Below are 17,787 nucleotides of genomic sequence, written 5' to 3'. Positions count from 1 at the left end.
GGCGGAGTCAGGCGGGCCGGAGTCGGACGGGCGGGGTCAGGCGGAGCGGGCGGCGCGCAGCACGTCGGCCCACACCGCGGTCTTGGTGCGGTGGGGCGGCTCGGGGGTGAGGCCGTGGCGCGTCAGGAACCCCGCGAGGGCCTCGGCGGTGACGCGGGCGTCGGCGGGCGCGCAGCGCGCCGAGAACTCCTCGAGCACCCGCCCGCCCGGGAAGCGGCAGCGCTCGTGGCGGGCGTGGGCGAGCCGGCACCGTGGGCGGGGCACCGAGGCACGCTCGACGACCAGCGGCCCGTGCATCCCGAGCTCCGCGCCGGCGAGGTCGGGCACCGCGCCCGCGAGCAGCGCCGCCTGGTCGTCGGTGAGCAGGTCGTGCACGTCGACCCGGCCGTCGCGGCAGGCCGTCGCGGGCCCGACGGGGAGGGGCTCGCGCACCTGGGTGCTGCGGAAGACGACACCGGGCAGCACGTCGAGCTCCACGCGCACCCCGGGCGGCAGGACGCCGCCGGGCACGGGGTCCTCTCCCCGGACCCGGACGGTGAGGTCCCACCGGTCGCGACCACGGTCGCGCAGGCGGACGTGGACGCCACGGCGGGCGAGCGCGAGGTCGGGCGTGTCGAGCAGGTGCAGCCGCCGGGTGCGCACGCGCCCGTGGCGCCCGGCGAGGCGCAGGGTCGAGCCCTCCCGGGGCACGAGCAGCACCTTCAGCTCGACGCTCTCGGCGCCGGCCTCCGCGATCCGGCTCCACGCCGCGTCGCCCGGCCGTGGGAAGCCGAGGGCGGTCGCGAGGTCGGTTCCCTGGAGCGTCCGGGAACGCTCGAGCATGCGCGCTCCTGCCCGACGCGGACGTCGCGGGTCGGTGACGGCTCTCTGGCCGGTCTGATGAGTCGGTGGGGAGGTCGCCGCGGCGCGCTGCTCGACCGCGGTCCGTCGACCGTAGGCGATGACCGGGCGGTGGGTCACCTCACCGACGGCGCCGCCCCGCCACCCCGGGCCGCGCGCTGCTTGCCCTCCCACAGCTCGCCGCCGGTGAGCACGTAGACGAAGGGGACGATCGGCACGAGGGCCAGGACCGCCCACACGAGCTTGGCGGTGCCGCTGAGCTCCGGGCGCACGACGAGGTTGAGCCACACGAGCACCACCGCGACGGGGTGCAGGAAACAGACCAGCAGCTCGGCGAGCTTCTTCATCGTCGCGTCCGCGGTGTTCGGGGTCGCCCGGAGGGCCACCGAGGAGCCGACCGTAGCGGGATCCTCCGACGCCGCACCAGACGCGCCGATCACGGCGGGACCCCGGGGACGAGGGCCCGCAGCACCTCCTCGACGTCCGCGGCCGTCCACGGCGTCGGGTCGCACCAGCAGCGCAGGCACAGCCCGTCGACGGCCGCGCCCACCGCCGCACGACGCCGCGGGTCCGGGACGACGGGGGCGAGCGCGGCGTCGAGCGCCCGGGTCCAGCGCTCCCACTCGTCGCGCAGCCCCGGACGCCGTCCGGCCTGCAGGAACAGCTCGTACTCGGCGTCGACCGAGCCCCCCGGCTCCACCGACCCGGCCGCGACGAGCGCGGCGAGCGGGGGCAGCGGGTCGTCCTGCCGCGCGCAGCGCTCGAGCGCGCCGACCCACCCGTCGTTCACCGCGGCCAGCGTCGCCCGCAGCAGCGCGTCGACGGTCGGGAAGTGGTAGCTCACGAGGCTCGGGGCGAGTCCGGCCTCGGCCGCCACCGCCCGCTGGGTCACCGCGGCCACCCCGCCGCGGGAGATGACGCGCATCGTCGCCGCGCGCAGCAGCCGGCGGCGCTCCTCGCCCTTGCGCCGGCGGCCGTCGGTCTCCGGCAGCGTGCTCGTCACGCGGCGCCCGGGCTGCGGGCGCCGAGCTCGAGGGCGAGGACGCCGGCGATGACGAGCCCGATGCCCCCGACCTGGACCCACGTCAGCGACTCGCCGAGGAACAGCGTCCCCGCGATCGCGACGAGGGCGACGCCGGCGGCGGCCCACACGCCGTAGGCGACGCTGACCCCGAGGCCCCGCGCGAGGGCCTGGGAGAGCAGCGCGAACGTCGCGAGGTAGCCGACGACCACGACGATCGAGGGCACGAGCCGCGTGAAGCCCTCGGAGAGCTTGAGCGACACCGTGGCGACGACCTCGCAGAGGATCGCGATCGCGAGCAGCAGGTAGGCCACGGGGCACCATCTCCGGAGAAAACTGGTCGACTGCCCAGGATTCTACGTGCCGTCTCCGCTGCCCGCTGATGAAAAGCCTGGCGAAGTAGCCTCTCGCCGATCGAGGACCGATCGGTCATCATCAGTTGCGCACGATCGACCGGGGAGCGTGGGATGACGGACGGCAGGAGCGGGCCGGAGCCGGTCCTGCGCTACCGGTGGGCGAGCACCGACCCCGAGGCCGCCACCGAGTACGTGCGCAAGACCTACACCGACCTGGCGCCGGTGGACGTCCCGTCGGAGGACTTCGTGTTCTCGGTCGAGGGCGCCGCGGCCGGACCGCTCGAGATCAGCCGCCTGCGCCACTCCGGCGGGCTGCGCGCCTCCTCCCGGCCGACGGACGCGCTGGTGGTGGTCGAGACCCTGGACGGCGGCCCGAGCTGGGTCGACGACGGCACCGGGCGCGTCGCCGGTCCGGTGAAGCTCCTGCCCGCCTGGGCGCCCTACGAGACCGGGTGGGACGACCTCACCGCCCGCGTCTGCATGGTCGACCAGGCCGAGGTCACCCGGGTCGGCGCCGAGCTCTCCGGACTCGAGCCCGCGGCCGTCACGTTCACGGCGCCGGCGCCGGTCTCGCCCGCCCTGGCGGCCTACTGGTCCCGCGTCGCCGCCCACGTCGACGACGACGTGCTGGCCTCCGACGTGCTGATGGCCTCGCCGCTGGTCCGCGCGAACGCCGTGCGCCAGCTCGCCGTCGCGATGCTCGCGACGTTCCCGAACACCGCCCTCGACGCGTTGTCCGTGGCGCGGGACGACGCGAGCGCCGAGCCGGGCACCGTGCGCCGCGCCGTCGAGTTCATGGACGCCCACGCCCACGAGGACATCGGGCTCACCGAGATCGCGGAGGCCGCCCGGATCGGCCCGCGGTCGCTCCAGCTCGCCTTCCGCCGCCACCGCGACACCACGCCGCTGGAGTACCTGCGCCGCGTGCGCCTCGAGAGCGCCCACCGCGACCTGCAGGCCGCCGACCCGACGCGCGGCGACCGCGTCGAGGCGATCGCCGCGCGGTGGGGGTTCGGCCACCCGGGCCGCTTCTCGGTGGTCTACCGGGCGCAGTACGGCCGCTCGCCGAGCGCGACGCTGCGGCACTGACCGGCACTGACCGGCGCTGACCGGCGCTGAGTGGCGCCGACCGCTCAGCGACCCCGGCCGGTGAGCGCGTCGCGCAGCCGGTCAACCAGCCCGGCGCCCGGCGCGAGCGCCGCGAGCGCGCCGCCCTCGGACGGCGCGCCGGGGTGCGGGTGCGTCGGCGCCGTGCGCTCGGTCGACAGGAGCCGCCGGCCGATCTCCTCGCGGTCCTCCGTCGACACCGACGCGGCGAGGCGGGGGAACAGGTACTGCTCCTCCTCCCCCACGTGCTGGGCGATGAGGTTGGTCAGGATCCGGTAGGTGATCCAGAAGTCCCCGCTGCGCGCGGGCAGGGCCTCCAGGCGCTTCATGGTGCGCTCGGCCTCGTCGTGCTCGGCGATCTCCCGTTCGGCCAGCGCGTCCCCGTCGTCGAGGACCTCGCGCACGAGCGGGTAGAGGTGCACCTCCTCGGCCACCGAGTGCTGCACGAGGCGGGTGACGACCTCGCGGGCCGTGTCCTCCACCTCCGCCGCCGACGACCCGAACCGGGCCTCGAGCTCGGCGAACAGCCGTTCGACCTCGCGGTGCTCGGCGGACAGGACGTCGATGAGGTCGCTGGACTGCTGGGACTGCTGGGACTGCTGCGTGGTGGTCACAGGGTGACTCCCGTGTTCGCTCGCGGGCACTTCTCCGGCGGCTGGGGCATCAACCGGGCGCGGTGTACCCGCTCTGGCCGCGCGTGCGCGCGACGGTGGACGAGGACGGCGGCGGGGCGGACCGCCACCGCGGCCGCGGCGAGCACGAGCTGCACGGCCGTCGGGCCCCCGAGCACGTGGGTGATCAGGCCGGCGGCGACGAGGGCGAGCGCGAGCAGGGCGGCGGCCACGAGACGGTGGGGCAGCACGGCGGGCTCCTCGGGAGCGCAGGCGTCCCTCGTCGGCGGGTCCCGGGCGCACCCGGGACCCGCCCACGGGGGGTGGACGGCGTCAGGCCTGGCCGGACGCGCTCCGGCTGCCGTTGCGCGTGCCGTCGGGGCGCTGGCCGTTGGGGCCGCCCGGCACGGTCGCGTAGAGGTACGGGTCCGCCGAGGGCGGGACCGGCTCGCCGGTCAGCGGCTCGGGGCTGTCAACGTAGCTGAACTGGCCGCGGCCGTCGGGCCGGGGGCCCGAGGCCCAGCGGCCCTGGGACGAGTCGCTGCCCGCCGAGAGGTTCCACAGCTGGCCGGAGTACTCGTCGAACTCCTCGTCGATGACGCCGGCGGGCACCGGGTCGTACTCGAGGCCCTCGTCCTTGAGCTCCTCGATGGCGGCGAGCCACTGGTTCTGGTGCATCGAGTCGCGGGCGAGGTTGAACTTGAGCATCTTCTTGACGCCGGGATCGTCGGTCATGTTGTAGACGCGCGCGGCCTGGATCTTGCTCTGACCCTCGGCGGCGGCGTTGACGCGGAAGTCGGCGAGGAGGTTGCCGCTCGCGACGATCCACTTGCCGCTCCACGGCGTGCCCGCGGAGTCGGCCAGCACCGGCCCGCCGCCGGAGACGATCGAGTGCTGCGGGTTCTGGCCGCCGACGATCGCGGCGAGCATCGGGTTGTCCTCGCAGGCCCGGGCGGTCTGCTCGGCGGGCGCGCCCTCGAGCAGCTTCGCGATCATGTTCGAGATCATCTCGACGTGGGCCAGTTCCTCGGTGCCCGTGTCGAGGAGCAGGTCCTTGTACTTGCCGGGGATGCGGCAGTTCCAGCCCTGCATGAGGTACTGCATGGCCACGGTCAGCTCGCCCCAGTGCCCGCCGAGGAGCTCCTGGAGCTTCATCGCGAAGACGGGGTCGGGGCGCTCGGGGGTCGACTCGAACTGCAGGCCCTTGTAGTGGAAGAACACGGCTCTCGTCGCGAGGGGTCGCGGACGTGACGCTCACGCCGGGTCTCCGGCGACCGGGGACACGCTGCCGGTGGGCCGTGTCCGCCCCGTGGCAGCGCGTGTACCGCCGGGCGTGGCGGCGGGCGTGGCGGCGGGCGTGGCGGCGGGCGTGGCGGCGGGCGTGGCGGCGGGCGCACCGCGTCCCCGTCACCGTCGGCGTCACGGGACCGTCACCCGCAGCGGCAGGGGCGACGGGGCGAGACGGGGTCCCGCGCGGTTTGCCGACGACGGCGTCGGGAACCAAGCTGGGGCGCAGGTTCACTACCGAGAGCCGCATCGCGAGTCCGTGACTCAGGGTGTGGAGGCCTCGTGGATGTGTCCGCAACGGCCGAGCTGTCGGTGCTCGGCCGCTTCTCCTGCCGCTCAGCGGGACAACCGCTGCTGCTCGCCCCGCGCGGGGAGCGTCTGCTGGCGTACCTCGCGCTGCAGCGGACGCCGGTGCGGCGCGACCAGGTCTACGGCGCCCTGTGGGGCGACTCGTCCGACAGCCGCGCGGCGTCCAACCTGCGCTCGACGCTGTGGCGTCTGCCACGGACCGCGGCCGGACCGCTGGTCGAGGTCGCCGAGGGCCACGTCGGGCTGTGCCCGGGCGTCGCCGTCGACCTGTGGCGTCTCGAGGCCGGTGACGTCGAGGGCTGCGAGCCGATGCTCCTCGCCGGGGACCTCCTGCCCGGCTGGGACGACGACTGGGTCGCCGCCGAGCGCGAGCGCTACCGGCAGCTGCGCCTGCACGCCCTCGAGGACCTGTGCGCCGCGCGGCGCACCGCGGCGCGATTCGGCGACGCACTGCGGCTCGCGCTCGTCGCGGTGCAGACCGAGCCGCTGCGCGAGACCGCGCACCGGCAGGTGATCGAGGTGCACCTCGCCGAGGGCAACGCGGGCGAGGCGCTGCGCCAGTACGACGCGTTCCGCCGCCTGCTGCACGCCGAGCTGGGTCTCCCGCCGTCGCCGGCGATGCGCCGCCTCGTGGACACGGTGCTGGACGCCTGAGACACGTGTGGGCGGTCCGGCGCACCGGGGACCCGCCCGAGCCCGACGCACCCGTCCCCGGGAGGGACCCTCGTGACCACCGCTCTGCGGACCAGGCCCGCCGACCGCCTCGGCCCCGTCGACCGCACCGTGCTCGCGCTCGGGCGCGGGGCGCTCGCCGGCCTCCTCGGCACCGCGGCGATGACGGTGTCGAGCACGATCGAGATGCGCCTGCAGGGCCGCGGGTCGTCGACGACCCCGGCGCAGGCGGTCGCGGAGGTCACCGGCGTCCGTCCCGCCGACGACGACGCCCAGCAGCGGCTCAACACCCTCGCGCACTGGGGCTACGGCACCGCCTGGGGCCTCGCCCGCGGCGCGCTCGACCTCGCCGGGCGCCGCGGCCCGCTGGCGTCGGCGATCCACCTCGCGGCGGTCCTCGGCGGCGAGCAGGTGATGATGCCCGCGCTGGGCCTCGGCTCGCCGACCCCGCGCTACGGGGCGTCCGCCGCGGCCACCGACGCCCTGCACCACGTCGTCTACGCCGGTGCGACGGGACTGGCCTACGACGCGCTCGTGGGCCGCTGAGGCCCGGTCAGGCGGGCCGGTCGACCGAGAAGATCTGCAGGTCCTCGGGGGTGCCCTTGAGGCGCGTGTGCCAGCGCTTGCGGCGCACCCGCAGGCTCGCCTCGTCGAGCCGGGCGAGCAGCTCCCCGCTGACCAGGATCTCGCCGGGCCCCGCGCGGTCGCCCAGGCGCGCCGCGGTGTTCACCGCGACGCCCAGGTAGTCCCCGCCGACCCGCCGCGGCCGGCCGAGGTGCAGGCCCGCGCGCATCCGGGGGGTCCAGCCGTCGGCGTGCACGTCCGCGAGCCGGGTGCGCGCGGCGAACACGGCCTCCAGCGCCTCGACCGGGTCGGCGAACGCGGCCATCATCCCGTCGCCGAGGCGCTTGACCACCGTGCCCGCGCGGGCGGTGACCGGCTCTTCCAGGCCTCGCTGACCTCGCGCAGGACGCGCTGCACCTCGTCGTCGCCGACCTGCAGCGCCCAGCGGGAGAACTCGACGAGGTCGGTGAACACGAGCGTGACCTCCCGCTCGCCGGCCCCGCCGCCGAAGCGCTCGAGCACCGCCTGCCACAGCTGCAGCCCGCCCAGCGACACCTCGCGGGTGACACCGGGCCGGTCGCCGGTGAGGTCGACGACGGCGCGGCCGACGAACTCGGCGTGCCGGGCGCCGCCGAGCGAGAGCGGGTCACCGAAGTGCGCGTCGCCGGGCAGCGCGCGGCGCACCCGCGCCACCGCGGCGCGCAGCCCCTCGGAGCGGTCGAGCTCGCGGGCCCGCCGTCCCGCGTCGCCGAGGGCCGCGCGGAAGCGGGCGGCGCGGCTGCCGGCGGCGGGGGCCTCGTCGTCGGTCACGGGACGATCCTCGCGCACGGAACGATCACGGAAGGGCTCAGAGATCGGCGCGCCGTTCCGCGAGCGTGGCGGCGACGTCGCGCAGCTTGACGTTGAGATCCTGGGACGCGCGGCGCAGCACGTCGAACGCCTCGTCGGCGGGCAGGCCGCGGCGCTCCATGAGGATGCCCTTGGCCTGGCCGATGACGTCGCGCGAGTCGAGCGCGGTCTGGAACTCGACGTCGCGCAGCTGCGAGGCCTCGGTGACGGTCACGTAGGCCAGCGCCGTCGACACGTGGGCGGCGAGCAGGAGCCCGGCCTCGCGGTCGGCCTGGGAGAACCCGCCGGTGCCGCGGCGGTAGAAGTTCAGCGCCCCCCGCAGCGGCCGTCGCTCGCCGACCGGGAAGAGCCCGACCGCGAACACGCTGCCCACCCCAAGTGCGGCGGCGGCGGGGCCGAAGCGCGGCCACTCCCCGTCGCGGGCGAGGTCCTCGCTGCCGGCGACACCGAGCCCGCCCGCCTCCAGCGCACGGACGCACGGACCCTCCTCGTGCTGGTACTGCACCTGGTCGAGGCGGACGGCGAGCTCGTCGGAGTACGCCGGGGTCGAGTAGCCGTCGCGACCACCCCGGCGCAGGGTGACGCTGACGACATCGGCCGCGGGCACCAGGCGGGCGCCGAGGTCCACCACCCGCTCGAGGACCTCGTTGACGCCGCCGGCCTCGGGCGTGGCCAGCAGGGTGCGGGTGAGCTCGCCGACGGCGCTCGCGAGCAGACCGATGCGCGGGCCCCCGGGCGGCGACCCGTTGACCGGGTAGCCGTCGTTGCCCTTCGCGCGCTCGGTCGCGTCCTCGGCCACGAAGGCCGTGCGCTCCGCGTCCCAGTCGACCTCGCTACCGGTCACCCGATCTCCTTCCAGCGCCGCTCCGACGGCCCGTACCCGTCGTGGTGTCCTGCCTACACGAGTCTCCCAGGTCAGGAAGGTGCGGCCGGCGTGGCGAGGGCGACGGCGACCTCACCGGCCAGCGCGGTGTTGCCGAGGTAGACCGCCGTGTTGACCTCGAGGCTGCGCCCCTCGGTGGCCCGATGCACGTGGTCGAGCAGGAACGGGGTCGTGTCGTGACCGGTGACGCCGCTCGCGTCGGCGGCGGCGAGCGCGGCGTCGAGCACCGCGCGGTGCTCCGCGACGTCGAGCTGCGCCGCCGCGGCGACGGGGTTCGCCAGCAGCACCGCCCCGGACAGGCCCAGCGCGTCGCGGGCCCGGACCACCGCCGCGGCCTCGCTCGGCGCGTCCACCCGCGCGGGCACGGGCACGCCGGCGTCGGTGACGTAGAAGCCCGGGAAGGCGTCGGTGCGGTAGCCGAGCACGGTGACGCCCCACGTCTCGAGGCGCTCGAGCGTCGCCGGGACGTCGAGGATCGACTTCACGCCCGCCGACACCACGGTGAGCGGCAGCCCCGCGAGCGCGACGAGGTCGGCGGACTCGTCGAAGGTGGTCGCCGCGCCGCGGTGCACCCCGCCGAGGCCGCCGGTGGCGAACAGGCGGATGCCGGCGCGGTGGGCGAGCCAGGCCGTCGCGGCGACCGTCGTGCCCCCGTCGACACCGCGCGCCACCGCCACCGGCAGGTCGCGCACGCTGAGCTTCTCGACCCGCTCGCCGGAGGCGAGGTGCGTCAGCTGCTCGCCGGTGACGCCGACGACGGGCTCCCCCGCGACGACGCCGATCGTCGCCGGGACGACGTCCGCCCGGCGCAGCAGGTCCTCGGCCGCCCGGGCGACCTCGAGGTTGCGGGGCCGCGGCAGGCCGTGGGTGACGATCGTGGTCTCGAGCGCCACGACCGGCCGCCCGGCCGCGACCGCCGCACGGATTTCCTCGGACACGAGCACCGTGCTGTCCTCCCGAGCCTGGTCCGGGTGCCACCGACGGTGAGAGTCTGCCGCCCGTGAGCGGATACACCGTCGCGGACCACCTCGTCGACCGGCTGGCCGAGCTGGGGGTGGACCGGGTCTTCGGCGTCCCCGGGGACTACAGCCTCGCCATGCTCGACCACGTCACGCACCATCCGACGGTGCGCTGGACCGGGTGCACCAACGAGCTCAACGCCGGCTACGCCGCGGACGGCTACGGGCGCCTGCGCGGGATCGCGGCGCTGTGCACGACGTTCGGGGTCGGCGAGCTCAGCGCCATCAACGCGATCGCCGGCGCCTACGCCGAGCACGTCCCGGTGGTGCACGTCGTCGGGGCGCCCGCGCTGACTGCGCAGGCCCAGCGCCGCCCCGTGCACCACACCCTCGGCGACGGGGTGTTCGGCCACTTCACCGCCATGCACGCCGACATCACGTGCGCGCGGGCCTCGCTCACGCCCGAGAACGCGGTCGCCGAGATCGACCGGGTGCTGGCCGCGGTGCGCGACCAGCGCCTGCCCGGCTACCTCGTCGTGCCCGCCGACGTCGCCGCCGCCCCCGTCCCCGAGGCCACCACGCCCCTGCCCGCGCCGGTCGACACCACCGACCCCGAGGCGCTGGCGGGCTTCGTCGACGCCGTGCGCCGGCTGCTGGAGACCGCCGGCTCCCCCGACGACGTCGCGGTGCTCGCCGGGCTGATCGTCCACCGGCTCGGCGCCGCGGAGATCCTCGCGGACCTCCTCGGGACCGGTCCCCTGCCGCACGCGACGACGCCGTGGGCGAAGAGCCTCGTCGACGAGAGCGCCCCGCGCTTCGCCGGCACCTACACCGGGGCCGCGAGCCCGCCGGCCACCCGCACGGCGGTCGAGGACGCCGCGGTGCTCCTCGTCGCCGGGGTGACGTTCACCGACCTCGACAGCGGCATGTTCACCCAGCACATCACGCGCAGCCGCACCATCGACGTCGGTCCGCGCTCGGCGACGGTCGGGGCGGCGACGTTCGCGCCGGTCGAGCTGCCGACGGCGCTCGCCGCGCTGGCGCCGCTGGTCGCCGAGGTCGCCGCGCGCCGCACCGGCCCGGCCCCGTCGGCGCCCCTCGCCGCGCCCACGCCCGCCGCCGAGCCCGCGCCGGACGACGAGGCGCTGAGCCAGACGACCCTGTGGCGGGAGGTCGGCGCGGCGCTGCGCAGCGGCGACATCGTGCTCGCCGACCAGGGCACGAGCTTCTACGGCATGGCCCCGCACCGCCTGCCCGCCGGCGTCACCTTCGTCGGCCAGCCGCTGTGGGCCTCGATCGGCTACACGATGCCCGCGCTGCTCGGCACGTGCGCCGCGCTCCCGGGGCACCGCGGGGTGCTGCTCATCGGCGACGGCGCCGCGCAGATGACCGCCACCGAGCTCGCGACCGTGCTCCGCGAGCGCATCCCCGCCGTGGTCGTCGTCGTCGACAACGACGGCTACACCGTCGAGCGCGCCATCCACGGCCCCGACGAGCCCTACAACGACATCGCGCGCTGGGACTGGCCGGCGCTGGCCCGGGCGATGGGCGACGGCGAGCACCTCGCGGCCACCCGCGCGACGACCGTGGGCGAGCTGCGCGCGGCGTTCGCCCACGCGAGCGAGCACCCCGACGGCGTCACCCTCGTCCAGGCCGTCGTGCCGCGCGACGACGTCCCCGACCTGCTCGCCGCGCTGACCCGCGTGCTGGGGTCGCGGCCGGCGCCGTCGGGGTCGGAGCCGGCGCCGTCGCGCTGACCGTCCCGCGTCGCGGCAGGCCGGTGGCGGTGCCGAGCCCGGCGCGGCCGGCGTGATCACGACCTCGGTGACGAACCCCGGCAGATGTGCGGCGGTTCGTCACCGGGATCGTGATCTCGCGGCCAGGGTGCGCCGCAGGCGGCCCAGGAACGCATCCGGGTCACCCACCAGTTCGTGCCAGTGCGTGCGCAGGACGACCCACCCCTCCGCCGCGAGCGCGGACTGCCGCGGCCCGTCGCGGAGGAACGCGCGCAGGTCCCGGTGGTAGGCCCAGCCGTCGATCTCGAGGACCACCCTCGCCTCCTCGAACACCACGTCCCCCAGCGCGCGGCCGAACCCGGGCAGGACGATCTCCGTGTTCGCCGTCCAGCCGGTGAGCCCGGCGCCGCGCATCAGCCGGTGCGCCCGCCGCTCGGCCTCCGAGCGCGCCCCGTCGCCGGCCAGGCGCAGCAGACGACCCGCGAGCGGCGCGCCGTGACGGCCGGCCGCGCGGTGGTGCGCCGAGCGCAGGGCGTCGAGCCCGACCAGGCGCCGGACCAGCGCGCGGTCCATGAGCTGCGCGCCCTCGTGCAGCCCGAGGCGCACCGCGGCGTCGAGCACGGTGGGTGCGCGGCGGGTGACCACCAGACGGCGGTGCCGTGTCCGGTCGACGGGGTCGACGTCGCGGCGGAGGATCTCGACACCGCGCCGCGGGCGGACCTGCCGGTCGCGGCCCACCGCCACCTCGACGAAGGCGGGCGGTGTGCCGTGCAGGTCCCACCACCAGGCCGCCGAGCGGCCCACGAGCACCGCGCCCTCGCCGACCGACAGCATCGCGGCGACCGTGCGGGACGCCGGCGTCTCCTCGTGCTCGGCGACGAGGACGACGCGGGTCCCTGCCGGCAGCCAGGCGCGGGACGCGAGGCGCCGGCGGATGGTGTCCGCGCTGAGCCCCGCCGCGCGGGCCTGGGCGAGGCTCAGCACCCCGTGCTGGGCGCGGACGAGACGGCGGAGCTCGGAGCGCTGTGCAGGTGTGCTCACACCGTGTCCGACGCAGCACCGGGCCCCGCGGATCCATCCGTCGTCGACCATGATCACGGCTTCGGTGACGAAACCCCGCAGCCCTGCGGTGGTTCGTCACCGAGACCGTGATCAGCCCAGCTCGGCGAGCACCGCGCGGTGGTCGCTGCCGGGGAGGTCGAGCACCCGGGTGTCGCGGACCGCGATGCCGCCGCCGGCGAGGACGTGGTCGATCCGGAACCCGAGGCGCCGGGGCCACCGCGACGGCCAGGTCGGCGGACCTCCGGGTGCCCGCACGTCCCCGAGGGCCGCGAGCGCGCGGTGCTCGACGGTGGCGTTGAGGTCGCCGGCGATCACCGTCGGCGCGCCCGCCCGGGCGCGCCAGGCGGCGAGGAGGTCGAGCTCGTCGGCCCAGGTCCGCACCAGCCCGGGCACCGGGGCGACGGGGTGCGTCGCGAGGACCCGCACGTCGCCGAGTGCGCCGCCCCGCACTTCCAGCCAGCCGTAGAGCCCCCCGGTCGCGACGGGCACCGCCTCGACGTCGCCGAGGGACGGGGCGACGAGCACCGTCGTCCAGGGGCCGTCGGGGTCGTCGGGGACGTGGCGGTGCGGGCGCGGCGGCGGGGCGGTCTCGGCGCGGTAGTCGAGGTCGGCGCCGAGGTCGGTGTCGAGGTGGGGCTCGAGGTGGGGCTTGAGCCGCGCCCGGAAGCGCTCGCCGGCCTCGGGCAGCACGACGAGGTCGGGGCGCTCGGCGCGCAGGATCGCGGCGAGCGCGGCCGGGTCGGCGCGCCCCTGCCGGACGTTGGCGACGAGGACCCGCAGGCGGACCGGTCCCGGCGCCGGCCGGGCTCCCCGCGCGCCGCGCAGCAGCGAGGCGCCGGCCACCACGGCCGAGGTCACCACCGCGCCCACCGCCGCCGTCCGGGCCCGCGACGACCCCGCGGCCAGCGCCCCGGCCACGACACCGATTCCGCCCGCCAGCGCGGGCCGCGCGGCGAGCAGCACCGGCCACGGCTGGCGCCGCTCCAGGCCGATCAGCTCCGGGACGAGCAGCGCGGCCGCCGCCCCGGCCCCCGCCGCGCCCTGCACGGACCTCGACGCCACGGTCTCTCCTCTCGCTCGACTCCGCGAGGATGATCGCGGGCCGGGGCCGTTCGGTTCTCCGTGCCGCTCGATCGTCGGCCTCCCGGATCGCGACCGTGGTCCGCCGTGCGCCGTGTCCGACCGATCCACGACGCCGACGCCGACCCGCGCCAGGATCACGTCCCATGGAGAGCGAGACGACCGGGTCACGGCTGGTGCGCACCGTGATCGCCCGCGACTGGCGCGAGGTGTACGCCTACGCCGCCGACCCGCGCCACCTCGTCGACTGGGCCGCGGGGCTCGCGAGCGCGCGGGTCGAGCCCGTGCCCGACCGTCCCGGGACGTGGACCGCCGACTCGCCGCTCGGGCACGTCGAGATCACCTTCGCGCCGCCCGACGACCTCGGCGTGCTCGACCACGTGGTCCGCCTGCCCGACGGCACGGACGTCGACAACCCGCTGCGCGTCGTGCGCCTCGACGACGGCGCCGAGGTCGTCTTCCACGTCCGGCGACGCGCCGGGATGAGCGACGACGACGTCGCCGCCGACGCGGACGTGGTCGCCCGTGACCTGGAGACCCTCCGGCACATCCTCGAGAACGGGGGCTGGACGTCCGGCCGCGACCCACGATCGTCACCTGTGCGGGCTACGGTCCCCGTATGGCCGACCGCCAGCCCGAGTCCATCGCGTACCCCGGTCCCGGCTCGCGTCCCTTCCGGCGCGACCTCGAGCCGACCCTCCCCCACGTCATCGTGCTGTTCGGCTGCACCGGCGACCTCGCGAAACGCAAGCTGCTGCCGGGCCTCGCCTACCTCGCCGAGTCCGAGCTCGCGCCCGCGATCCGCATCGTCGGCACGGCGATGGAGGACCTCGACACCGAGCAGTTCCGGGCCCTCGCGCACGACGCCGTGCAGAACTACGGGATGCACCGGCTCGCGGAGGACGACTGGGAGGACTTCGCCACCCGCCTGACCTACGTGCCCCAGGGCGCCGGGCCGGAGGGCCTGACGTCGGCGGTGAAGGAGGCGCAGTCGCTGCTCGGCGACGACGCGCGGCTGCTGCACTACCTGTCGGTGCCGCCGAAGGCCGCGCAGGCCGTCGTCGAGATGCTGCGCGACGCCGACCTCGTCGGCGGCTCACGGGTGATCATGGAGAAGCCCTTCGGGCACGACTTCGAGAGCGCGGTCAAGCTCAACGACTTCGTCCACGAGGTCTTCGACGAGTCGCAGGTCTTCCGCATCGACCACTTCCTGGGCAAGGAGGCGGCGCAGAACATCCTCGCGTTCCGCTTCGCCAACGGGCTGTTCGAGCCGATCTGGAACCGCAACTTCATCGACCACGTTCAGATCGACATCCCGGAGGAGCTGGGGCTGGACACCCGGGCCTCGTTCTACGAGGCGACGGGCGCCTACAAGGACATGGTCGTCACCCACCTCATGCAGGTGATGGCGTTCGTGGCCATGGAGCCGCCGACGGCGCTCGAGCCCCGGTCGATCAGCGAGGAGAAGAACAAGGTCTTCCGCTCGCTGCTGCCGATCCACCCCGAGCACGTCGTGCGCGGGCAGTTCGGCGGCTACCGCGACCACCAGGACGTCGCGAACGACTCGGACACCGAGACGTTCATCGCGCTCAAGGTTGGGCTCGACAACTGGCGCTGGGCCGGCGTGCCGTTCTACCTGCGCACCGGCAAGCGCCTGGCCGAGGGCCAGCGGATCATCTCGATCGCGTTCAAGGAGGCGCCGCGCACGATGTTCCCGCAGGGCTCGGGCGTCGGCACCCAGGGCCCGGACCACCTGACGTTCGACCTCGCGGACTCCTCGCGCGTCTCCCTGTCCTTCTACGGCAAGCGGCCCGGGCCGGGCATGCGGCTGCAGAAGCTGTCGATGCAGTTCTCGACGCAGGAGACCGGCGAGGCGGCCGACGTCCTCGAGGCCTACGAACGCCTGATCCTGGACGCGATGCGCGGCGACCACACGCTGTTCACGACGTCGGAGGGCATCGAGTCGCTGTGGGAGCGCTCGATCCCCCTGCTCGCCGACCCGCCGCCGGTCAAGCCCTACCCCATCGGCTCGTGGGGGCCGAACGCCATCCACCAGCTCATCGCGCCCAACGCCTGGCGCCTGCCGTTCGAGCGCGGGTGGCGGGAGAAGAGATAGCTCACCGGTCCGGCAGCATCGGCATCTCGAGCCCCTGGTCGCGCCCCAGCAGCGTCCCGCGGGTGAGCGCCGAGAGGCCGTAGCGCTCGCGCACGTCGTCGACCGCGAGGTCGAGGGCGAGGGGATGCGCCTCACCGGCGAACGGCAGCTCGAGCTGGGCGCCGCCGGTGTCGTCGAGGTTGCCGACGGCGACACCGAGCATCGTCAGCCCGCGCTCGGCGATCAGCGGCGCGGCGGCCTCGGCGAGCTGCCGCACGGCGCCGAGGACCGCGTCGTGCTCGGCCGTCGCCACGGTGAGGGTGTGCGAGCGCGTCGCGCGGGTGAAGTCGTCGAACCGCAGCCGAAGGGTGACCGTGCGCCCGGTGCGTCCCGCGCGGCGCATGCGGCGGGTCACCCGGTCGACGAGGCCCATGAGCACGGCGTCGGTGCGCTCCGGCGACACCGGCCCGCGCCCGAGGGCGCGCTGCGCCCCGACCGAGCGCCGGCGTCGCCCGACCTGCACCCGGCGCGGGTCGCGGCCGTGGGCCAGGGCGTCGAGGTGCCGCCCGGCGGCGCGCCCGAGCAGTGACTCCAGCGTCGGGGCGCCGATCGCGGCCAGGTCGCCGACGGTGGTGACGCCGTGGCCGCGCAGCTTGCGGGACGTCACCTCGCCGACGCCCCACAGCACCTCGACCGGCAGCGGGTGGAGGAACTCCAGCTCGCCGCCGGGCTCCACCACGAGCAGCCCGTCCGGCTTCGCGACCCGGCTCGCCACCTTCGCGAGGAACTTCGTGCCCGCCACGCCCACCGTGATCGGCAGGCCGACGTCGGCGGCGACCTCGCGCCGCAGCCGCGCCGCGATCTCCGACGGCGCGCCGGCGATCCGCCGCAGCCCCGAGACGTCGAGGAACGCCTCGTCGATCGAGAGGGGCTCGACCAACGGCGTCACCGAGTCGAACACGGCGAACACCGCCCGGCTCGCGCCGCTGTAGGCCTCCATGCGCGGCGGGACGACGACGGCCTCCGGGCACAGCGCGCGCGCCGTGCGGCCGCCCATCGCCGTGCGCACCCCGCGCGCCTTGGCCTCGTAGCTGCAGGCGAGCACGACGCCGCCGCCGACGATGACCGGGCGCCCGCGCAGCGCGGGGTCGTCGCGCTGCTCGACCGAGGCGTAGAAGGCGTCGAGATCCGCGTGCAGGATCGTCGGCTCGCCGGGCACGAACACACGTTCGCACAGCTCACCGACGACGTGCCCGCCCTCACGGGACCTCCCCTTCTGGCGCCACAGAAGTTTCATCGACCTCTTGCACGAACCTGTAGGTAGAGCTATAACTATGGCCATCGGACCCCCGCAGCGCAGTACGTCGAGGGAAGGAGATGACCGATCGTGCTGCTGAACTACGACCCCTTCGACCCGTTCCGCGCGCTCGAGCGCCTCGCCGGCGCCTCCCGGCAGCAGCAGGCCGTGAGCGGCATGCCGATGGACGTCTACCGGGCCGGCGACCACTTCGTCGCCTCGTTCGACCTCCCGGGCGTCGACCCGGGGTCGATCGACGTCTCGGTCGACGGCAACGCGCTCACCGTGACGGCCGCGCGGACCGCACCGAGCAGCGACGGCGACTACCTCGTCGCCGAGCGGCCCCGCGGGCGCTACAGCCGCCAGCTCGTCCTGGGCCGCGACCTCGACCTGGACCGTCTCCACGCGTCGTACACCGACGGTGTGCTGACGCTGACGATCCCCATCGCCGAGCGCGCGAAGCCGCGCCGCATCGAGGTCGAGCACGCCCGCACGACGACCAGCATCGAGGGGACCCCCGACGAGCACCGCGAGGAGGCGCCGACGTCCTGACACCCACCGACACACCACGACACCCATCAGCCGAGACCGAGACCGACGCGTGAGCACCCGCCGGGCGCCCCGGCGGGTGCTCACGCACGCCTCGCCGAGCTGCGGGAGAGGAGGGGCCATGGGCGTCGACCGGCTCGACGACCACGACTACCCGTCGCTGACCATCGGCCAGGCCGCCGACCTCATCGGTGTCGCGCCCGCCTTCCTGCGCAGTCTCGACGCGGCCGACCTGCTGCACCCGCAGCGCTCGGGGGGCGGTCAGCGGCGGTACTCGCGCCGGCAGGTCGACTTCGCCGCGCGCGTGCGCGCCCTCTCCGACGAGGGGCACACCATCGCCGGGGCGGCGTCGATCCTCACCCTGCGCGGCGACCTCGCCGACGCGCAGCGCGACCTGGCCGCCGCGCGGGCGGAGCGCGACGAGGCCCGCGCCCAGCGCGACGAGGCCCGGGCCGACCTCGCGCGGGCGCACGACGCGCTCGACGAGCTCCGCACGGAGTAGGACCGGGT

The 17,787-nt window shown here is 75.7% G+C and carries 22 protein-coding genes; 7 read left to right on the top strand and 15 right to left on the bottom strand.

The features are described from left to right. Nucleotides 1–36: 36 nt before the first annotated feature. From ACYX4T_RS26460 to ACYX4T_RS26445, 4 genes are all read right to left on the bottom strand, one after another. A complete protein-coding gene (locus ACYX4T_RS26460) occupies nt 37–822 on the bottom strand; it encodes a CYTH domain-containing protein (protein WP_476012180.1) in 786 nt (261 codons plus the stop codon). Nucleotides 823–956: 134 nt separating this feature from the next. Then, entirely contained in the window at nt 957–1,226 is a 270-nt protein-coding gene (locus ACYX4T_RS26455; RefSeq protein WP_476012179.1) for a hypothetical protein, read from the bottom strand. Between the two features lie 50 nt (nt 1,227–1,276). Then, nucleotides 1,277–1,843 (bottom strand): TetR/AcrR family transcriptional regulator, encoded by a 567-nt coding sequence (locus tag ACYX4T_RS26450; protein ID WP_476012178.1) that lies wholly within the window; start codon nt 1,841–1,843, stop codon nt 1,277–1,279. Next, a complete protein-coding gene (locus ACYX4T_RS26445) occupies nt 1,840–2,175 on the bottom strand; it encodes a DMT family transporter (RefSeq protein ID WP_476012177.1) in 336 nt (111 codons plus the stop codon). The genes ACYX4T_RS26450 and ACYX4T_RS26445 overlap by 4 nt, the downstream gene beginning before the upstream one ends. Nucleotides 2,176–2,328: 153 nt before the next feature. On the opposite strand from ACYX4T_RS26445, the gene ACYX4T_RS26440 reads away from it, so the two are divergent. After that, nucleotides 2,329–3,306 (top strand): helix-turn-helix transcriptional regulator, encoded by a 978-nt coding sequence (locus ACYX4T_RS26440; protein WP_476012176.1) that lies wholly within the window; start codon nt 2,329–2,331, stop codon nt 3,304–3,306. 44 nt (nt 3,307–3,350) lie between these two features. On the opposite strand, the gene ACYX4T_RS26435 is transcribed toward ACYX4T_RS26440, so the two are convergent. From ACYX4T_RS26435 to ACYX4T_RS26425, 3 genes are all read right to left on the bottom strand, one after another. Beyond that, nucleotides 3,351–3,938 (bottom strand): hemerythrin domain-containing protein, encoded by a 588-nt coding sequence (locus tag ACYX4T_RS26435; protein ID WP_476012175.1) that lies wholly within the window; start codon nt 3,936–3,938, stop codon nt 3,351–3,353. Continuing rightward, a complete protein-coding gene (locus tag ACYX4T_RS26430) occupies nt 3,935–4,186 on the bottom strand; it encodes a hypothetical protein (RefSeq protein WP_476012174.1) in 252 nt (83 codons plus the stop codon). The genes ACYX4T_RS26435 and ACYX4T_RS26430 overlap by 4 nt, the downstream gene beginning before the upstream one ends. 82 nt (nt 4,187–4,268) lie before the next feature. Next, entirely contained in the window at nt 4,269–5,156 is an 888-nt protein-coding gene (locus tag ACYX4T_RS26425) for a manganese catalase (protein WP_476012173.1), read from the bottom strand. Nucleotides 5,157–5,504: 348 nt separating this feature from the next. On the opposite strand from ACYX4T_RS26425, the gene ACYX4T_RS26420 reads away from it, so the two are divergent. After that, nucleotides 5,505–6,185, top strand: a complete 681-nt coding sequence (locus ACYX4T_RS26420) for an AfsR/SARP family transcriptional regulator (RefSeq protein ID WP_476012172.1) — start codon at nt 5,505–5,507, stop codon at nt 6,183–6,185. Between the two features lie 72 nt (nt 6,186–6,257). Beyond that, nucleotides 6,258–6,749, top strand: a complete 492-nt coding sequence (locus ACYX4T_RS26415; protein WP_476012171.1) for a hypothetical protein — start codon at nt 6,258–6,260, stop codon at nt 6,747–6,749. A gap of 7 nt (nt 6,750–6,756) precedes the next feature. Here the strand turns inward: ACYX4T_RS26415 and ACYX4T_RS26410 are convergent, their stop codons facing one another. From ACYX4T_RS26410 to ACYX4T_RS26395, 4 genes are all read right to left on the bottom strand, one after another. Further along, nucleotides 6,757–7,119, bottom strand: a complete 363-nt coding sequence (locus tag ACYX4T_RS26410) for an adenylate/guanylate cyclase domain-containing protein (protein ID WP_476012170.1) — start codon at nt 7,117–7,119, stop codon at nt 6,757–6,759. After that, complete coding sequence (locus ACYX4T_RS26405) at nt 7,092–7,577, bottom strand: hypothetical protein (RefSeq protein ID WP_476012169.1); 486 nt, start codon at nt 7,575–7,577, stop codon at nt 7,092–7,094. The genes ACYX4T_RS26410 and ACYX4T_RS26405 overlap by 28 nt, the downstream gene beginning before the upstream one ends. A 37-nt stretch (nt 7,578–7,614) precedes the next feature. After that, nucleotides 7,615–8,460, bottom strand: a complete 846-nt coding sequence (locus tag ACYX4T_RS26400; RefSeq protein ID WP_476012168.1) for a GAF and ANTAR domain-containing protein — start codon at nt 8,458–8,460, stop codon at nt 7,615–7,617. A 71-nt stretch (nt 8,461–8,531) separates the two neighbouring features. Beyond that, on the bottom strand, nt 8,532–9,443 hold the full coding sequence (locus ACYX4T_RS26395) for a pseudouridine-5'-phosphate glycosidase (RefSeq protein ID WP_476012167.1): 912 nt from the start codon (nt 9,441–9,443) through the stop codon (nt 8,532–8,534). Nucleotides 9,444–9,499: 56 nt separating this feature from the next. Between ACYX4T_RS26395 and ACYX4T_RS26390 the strand changes: the two genes are divergently transcribed. Then, a complete protein-coding gene (locus tag ACYX4T_RS26390; RefSeq protein WP_476012166.1) occupies nt 9,500–11,215 on the top strand; it encodes an alpha-keto acid decarboxylase family protein in 1,716 nt (571 codons plus the stop codon). Between the two features lie 99 nt (nt 11,216–11,314). On the opposite strand, the gene ACYX4T_RS26385 is transcribed toward ACYX4T_RS26390, so the two are convergent. The 3 genes from ACYX4T_RS26385 to ACYX4T_RS26375 form a co-directional block, all read right to left on the bottom strand. After that, nucleotides 11,315–12,235, bottom strand: coding sequence for an endonuclease domain-containing protein (locus ACYX4T_RS26385; protein ID WP_476012165.1), 921 nt, complete (start codon nt 12,233–12,235; stop codon nt 11,315–11,317). A 111-nt stretch (nt 12,236–12,346) separates the two neighbouring features. Then, nucleotides 12,347–13,318, bottom strand: a complete 972-nt coding sequence (locus ACYX4T_RS26380; protein WP_476012164.1) for an endonuclease/exonuclease/phosphatase family protein — start codon at nt 13,316–13,318, stop codon at nt 12,347–12,349. A gap of 185 nt (nt 13,319–13,503) precedes the next feature. Beyond that, nucleotides 13,504–13,800: a hypothetical protein gene (locus tag ACYX4T_RS26375; RefSeq protein WP_476012163.1), complete on the bottom strand. Its 297-nt coding sequence runs from the start codon at nt 13,798–13,800 to the stop codon at nt 13,504–13,506. Between the two features lie 155 nt (nt 13,801–13,955). Here ACYX4T_RS26375 and zwf point away from each other — a divergent pair, with 155 nt between their 5' ends. Further along, nucleotides 13,956–15,452, top strand: coding sequence for a glucose-6-phosphate dehydrogenase (gene zwf, locus ACYX4T_RS26370; protein ID WP_476012162.1), 1,497 nt, complete (start codon nt 13,956–13,958; stop codon nt 15,450–15,452). Nucleotide 15,453: 1 nt separating this feature from the next. On the opposite strand, the gene dinB is transcribed toward zwf, so the two are convergent. Next, nucleotides 15,454–16,656, bottom strand: a complete 1,203-nt coding sequence (gene dinB, locus ACYX4T_RS26365) for a DNA polymerase IV (protein ID WP_476012161.1) — start codon at nt 16,654–16,656, stop codon at nt 15,454–15,456. 162 nt (nt 16,657–16,818) lie between these two features. Between dinB and ACYX4T_RS26360 the strand changes: the two genes are divergently transcribed. Further along, a complete protein-coding gene (locus ACYX4T_RS26360; protein WP_476012160.1) occupies nt 16,819–17,280 on the top strand; it encodes an Hsp20/alpha crystallin family protein in 462 nt (153 codons plus the stop codon). A gap of 118 nt (nt 17,281–17,398) precedes the next feature. After that, the gene (locus tag ACYX4T_RS26355) at nt 17,399–17,779 is read left to right on the top strand and encodes a MerR family transcriptional regulator (RefSeq protein ID WP_476012159.1); all 381 of its coding nucleotides are present in this window, start codon (nt 17,399–17,401) and stop codon (nt 17,777–17,779) included. Nucleotides 17,780–17,787 lie beyond the last annotated feature (8 nt).

This window comes from Actinomycetospora sp. ABD4_176 (genome assembly GCF_056311855.1).
This window is presented reverse-complemented; position numbering and strand designations above follow the sequence as displayed.

Excerpts from the sequence above, each read along its gene's own strand:
- ACYX4T_RS26355 (WP_476012159.1), top strand. The coding sequence starts at position 17,399 with ATGGGCGTCGACCGGCTCGACGACCACGACTACCCGTCGCTGACCATC.
- ACYX4T_RS26460 (WP_476012180.1), bottom strand. The coding sequence starts at position 822 with ATGCTCGAGCGTTCCCGGACGCTCCAGGGAACCGACCTCGCGACCGCC.
- ACYX4T_RS26440 (WP_476012176.1), top strand. The coding sequence starts at position 2,329 with ATGACGGACGGCAGGAGCGGGCCGGAGCCGGTCCTGCGCTACCGGTGG.
- zwf (WP_476012162.1), top strand. The coding sequence starts at position 13,956 with ATGGCCGACCGCCAGCCCGAGTCCATCGCGTACCCCGGTCCCGGCTCG.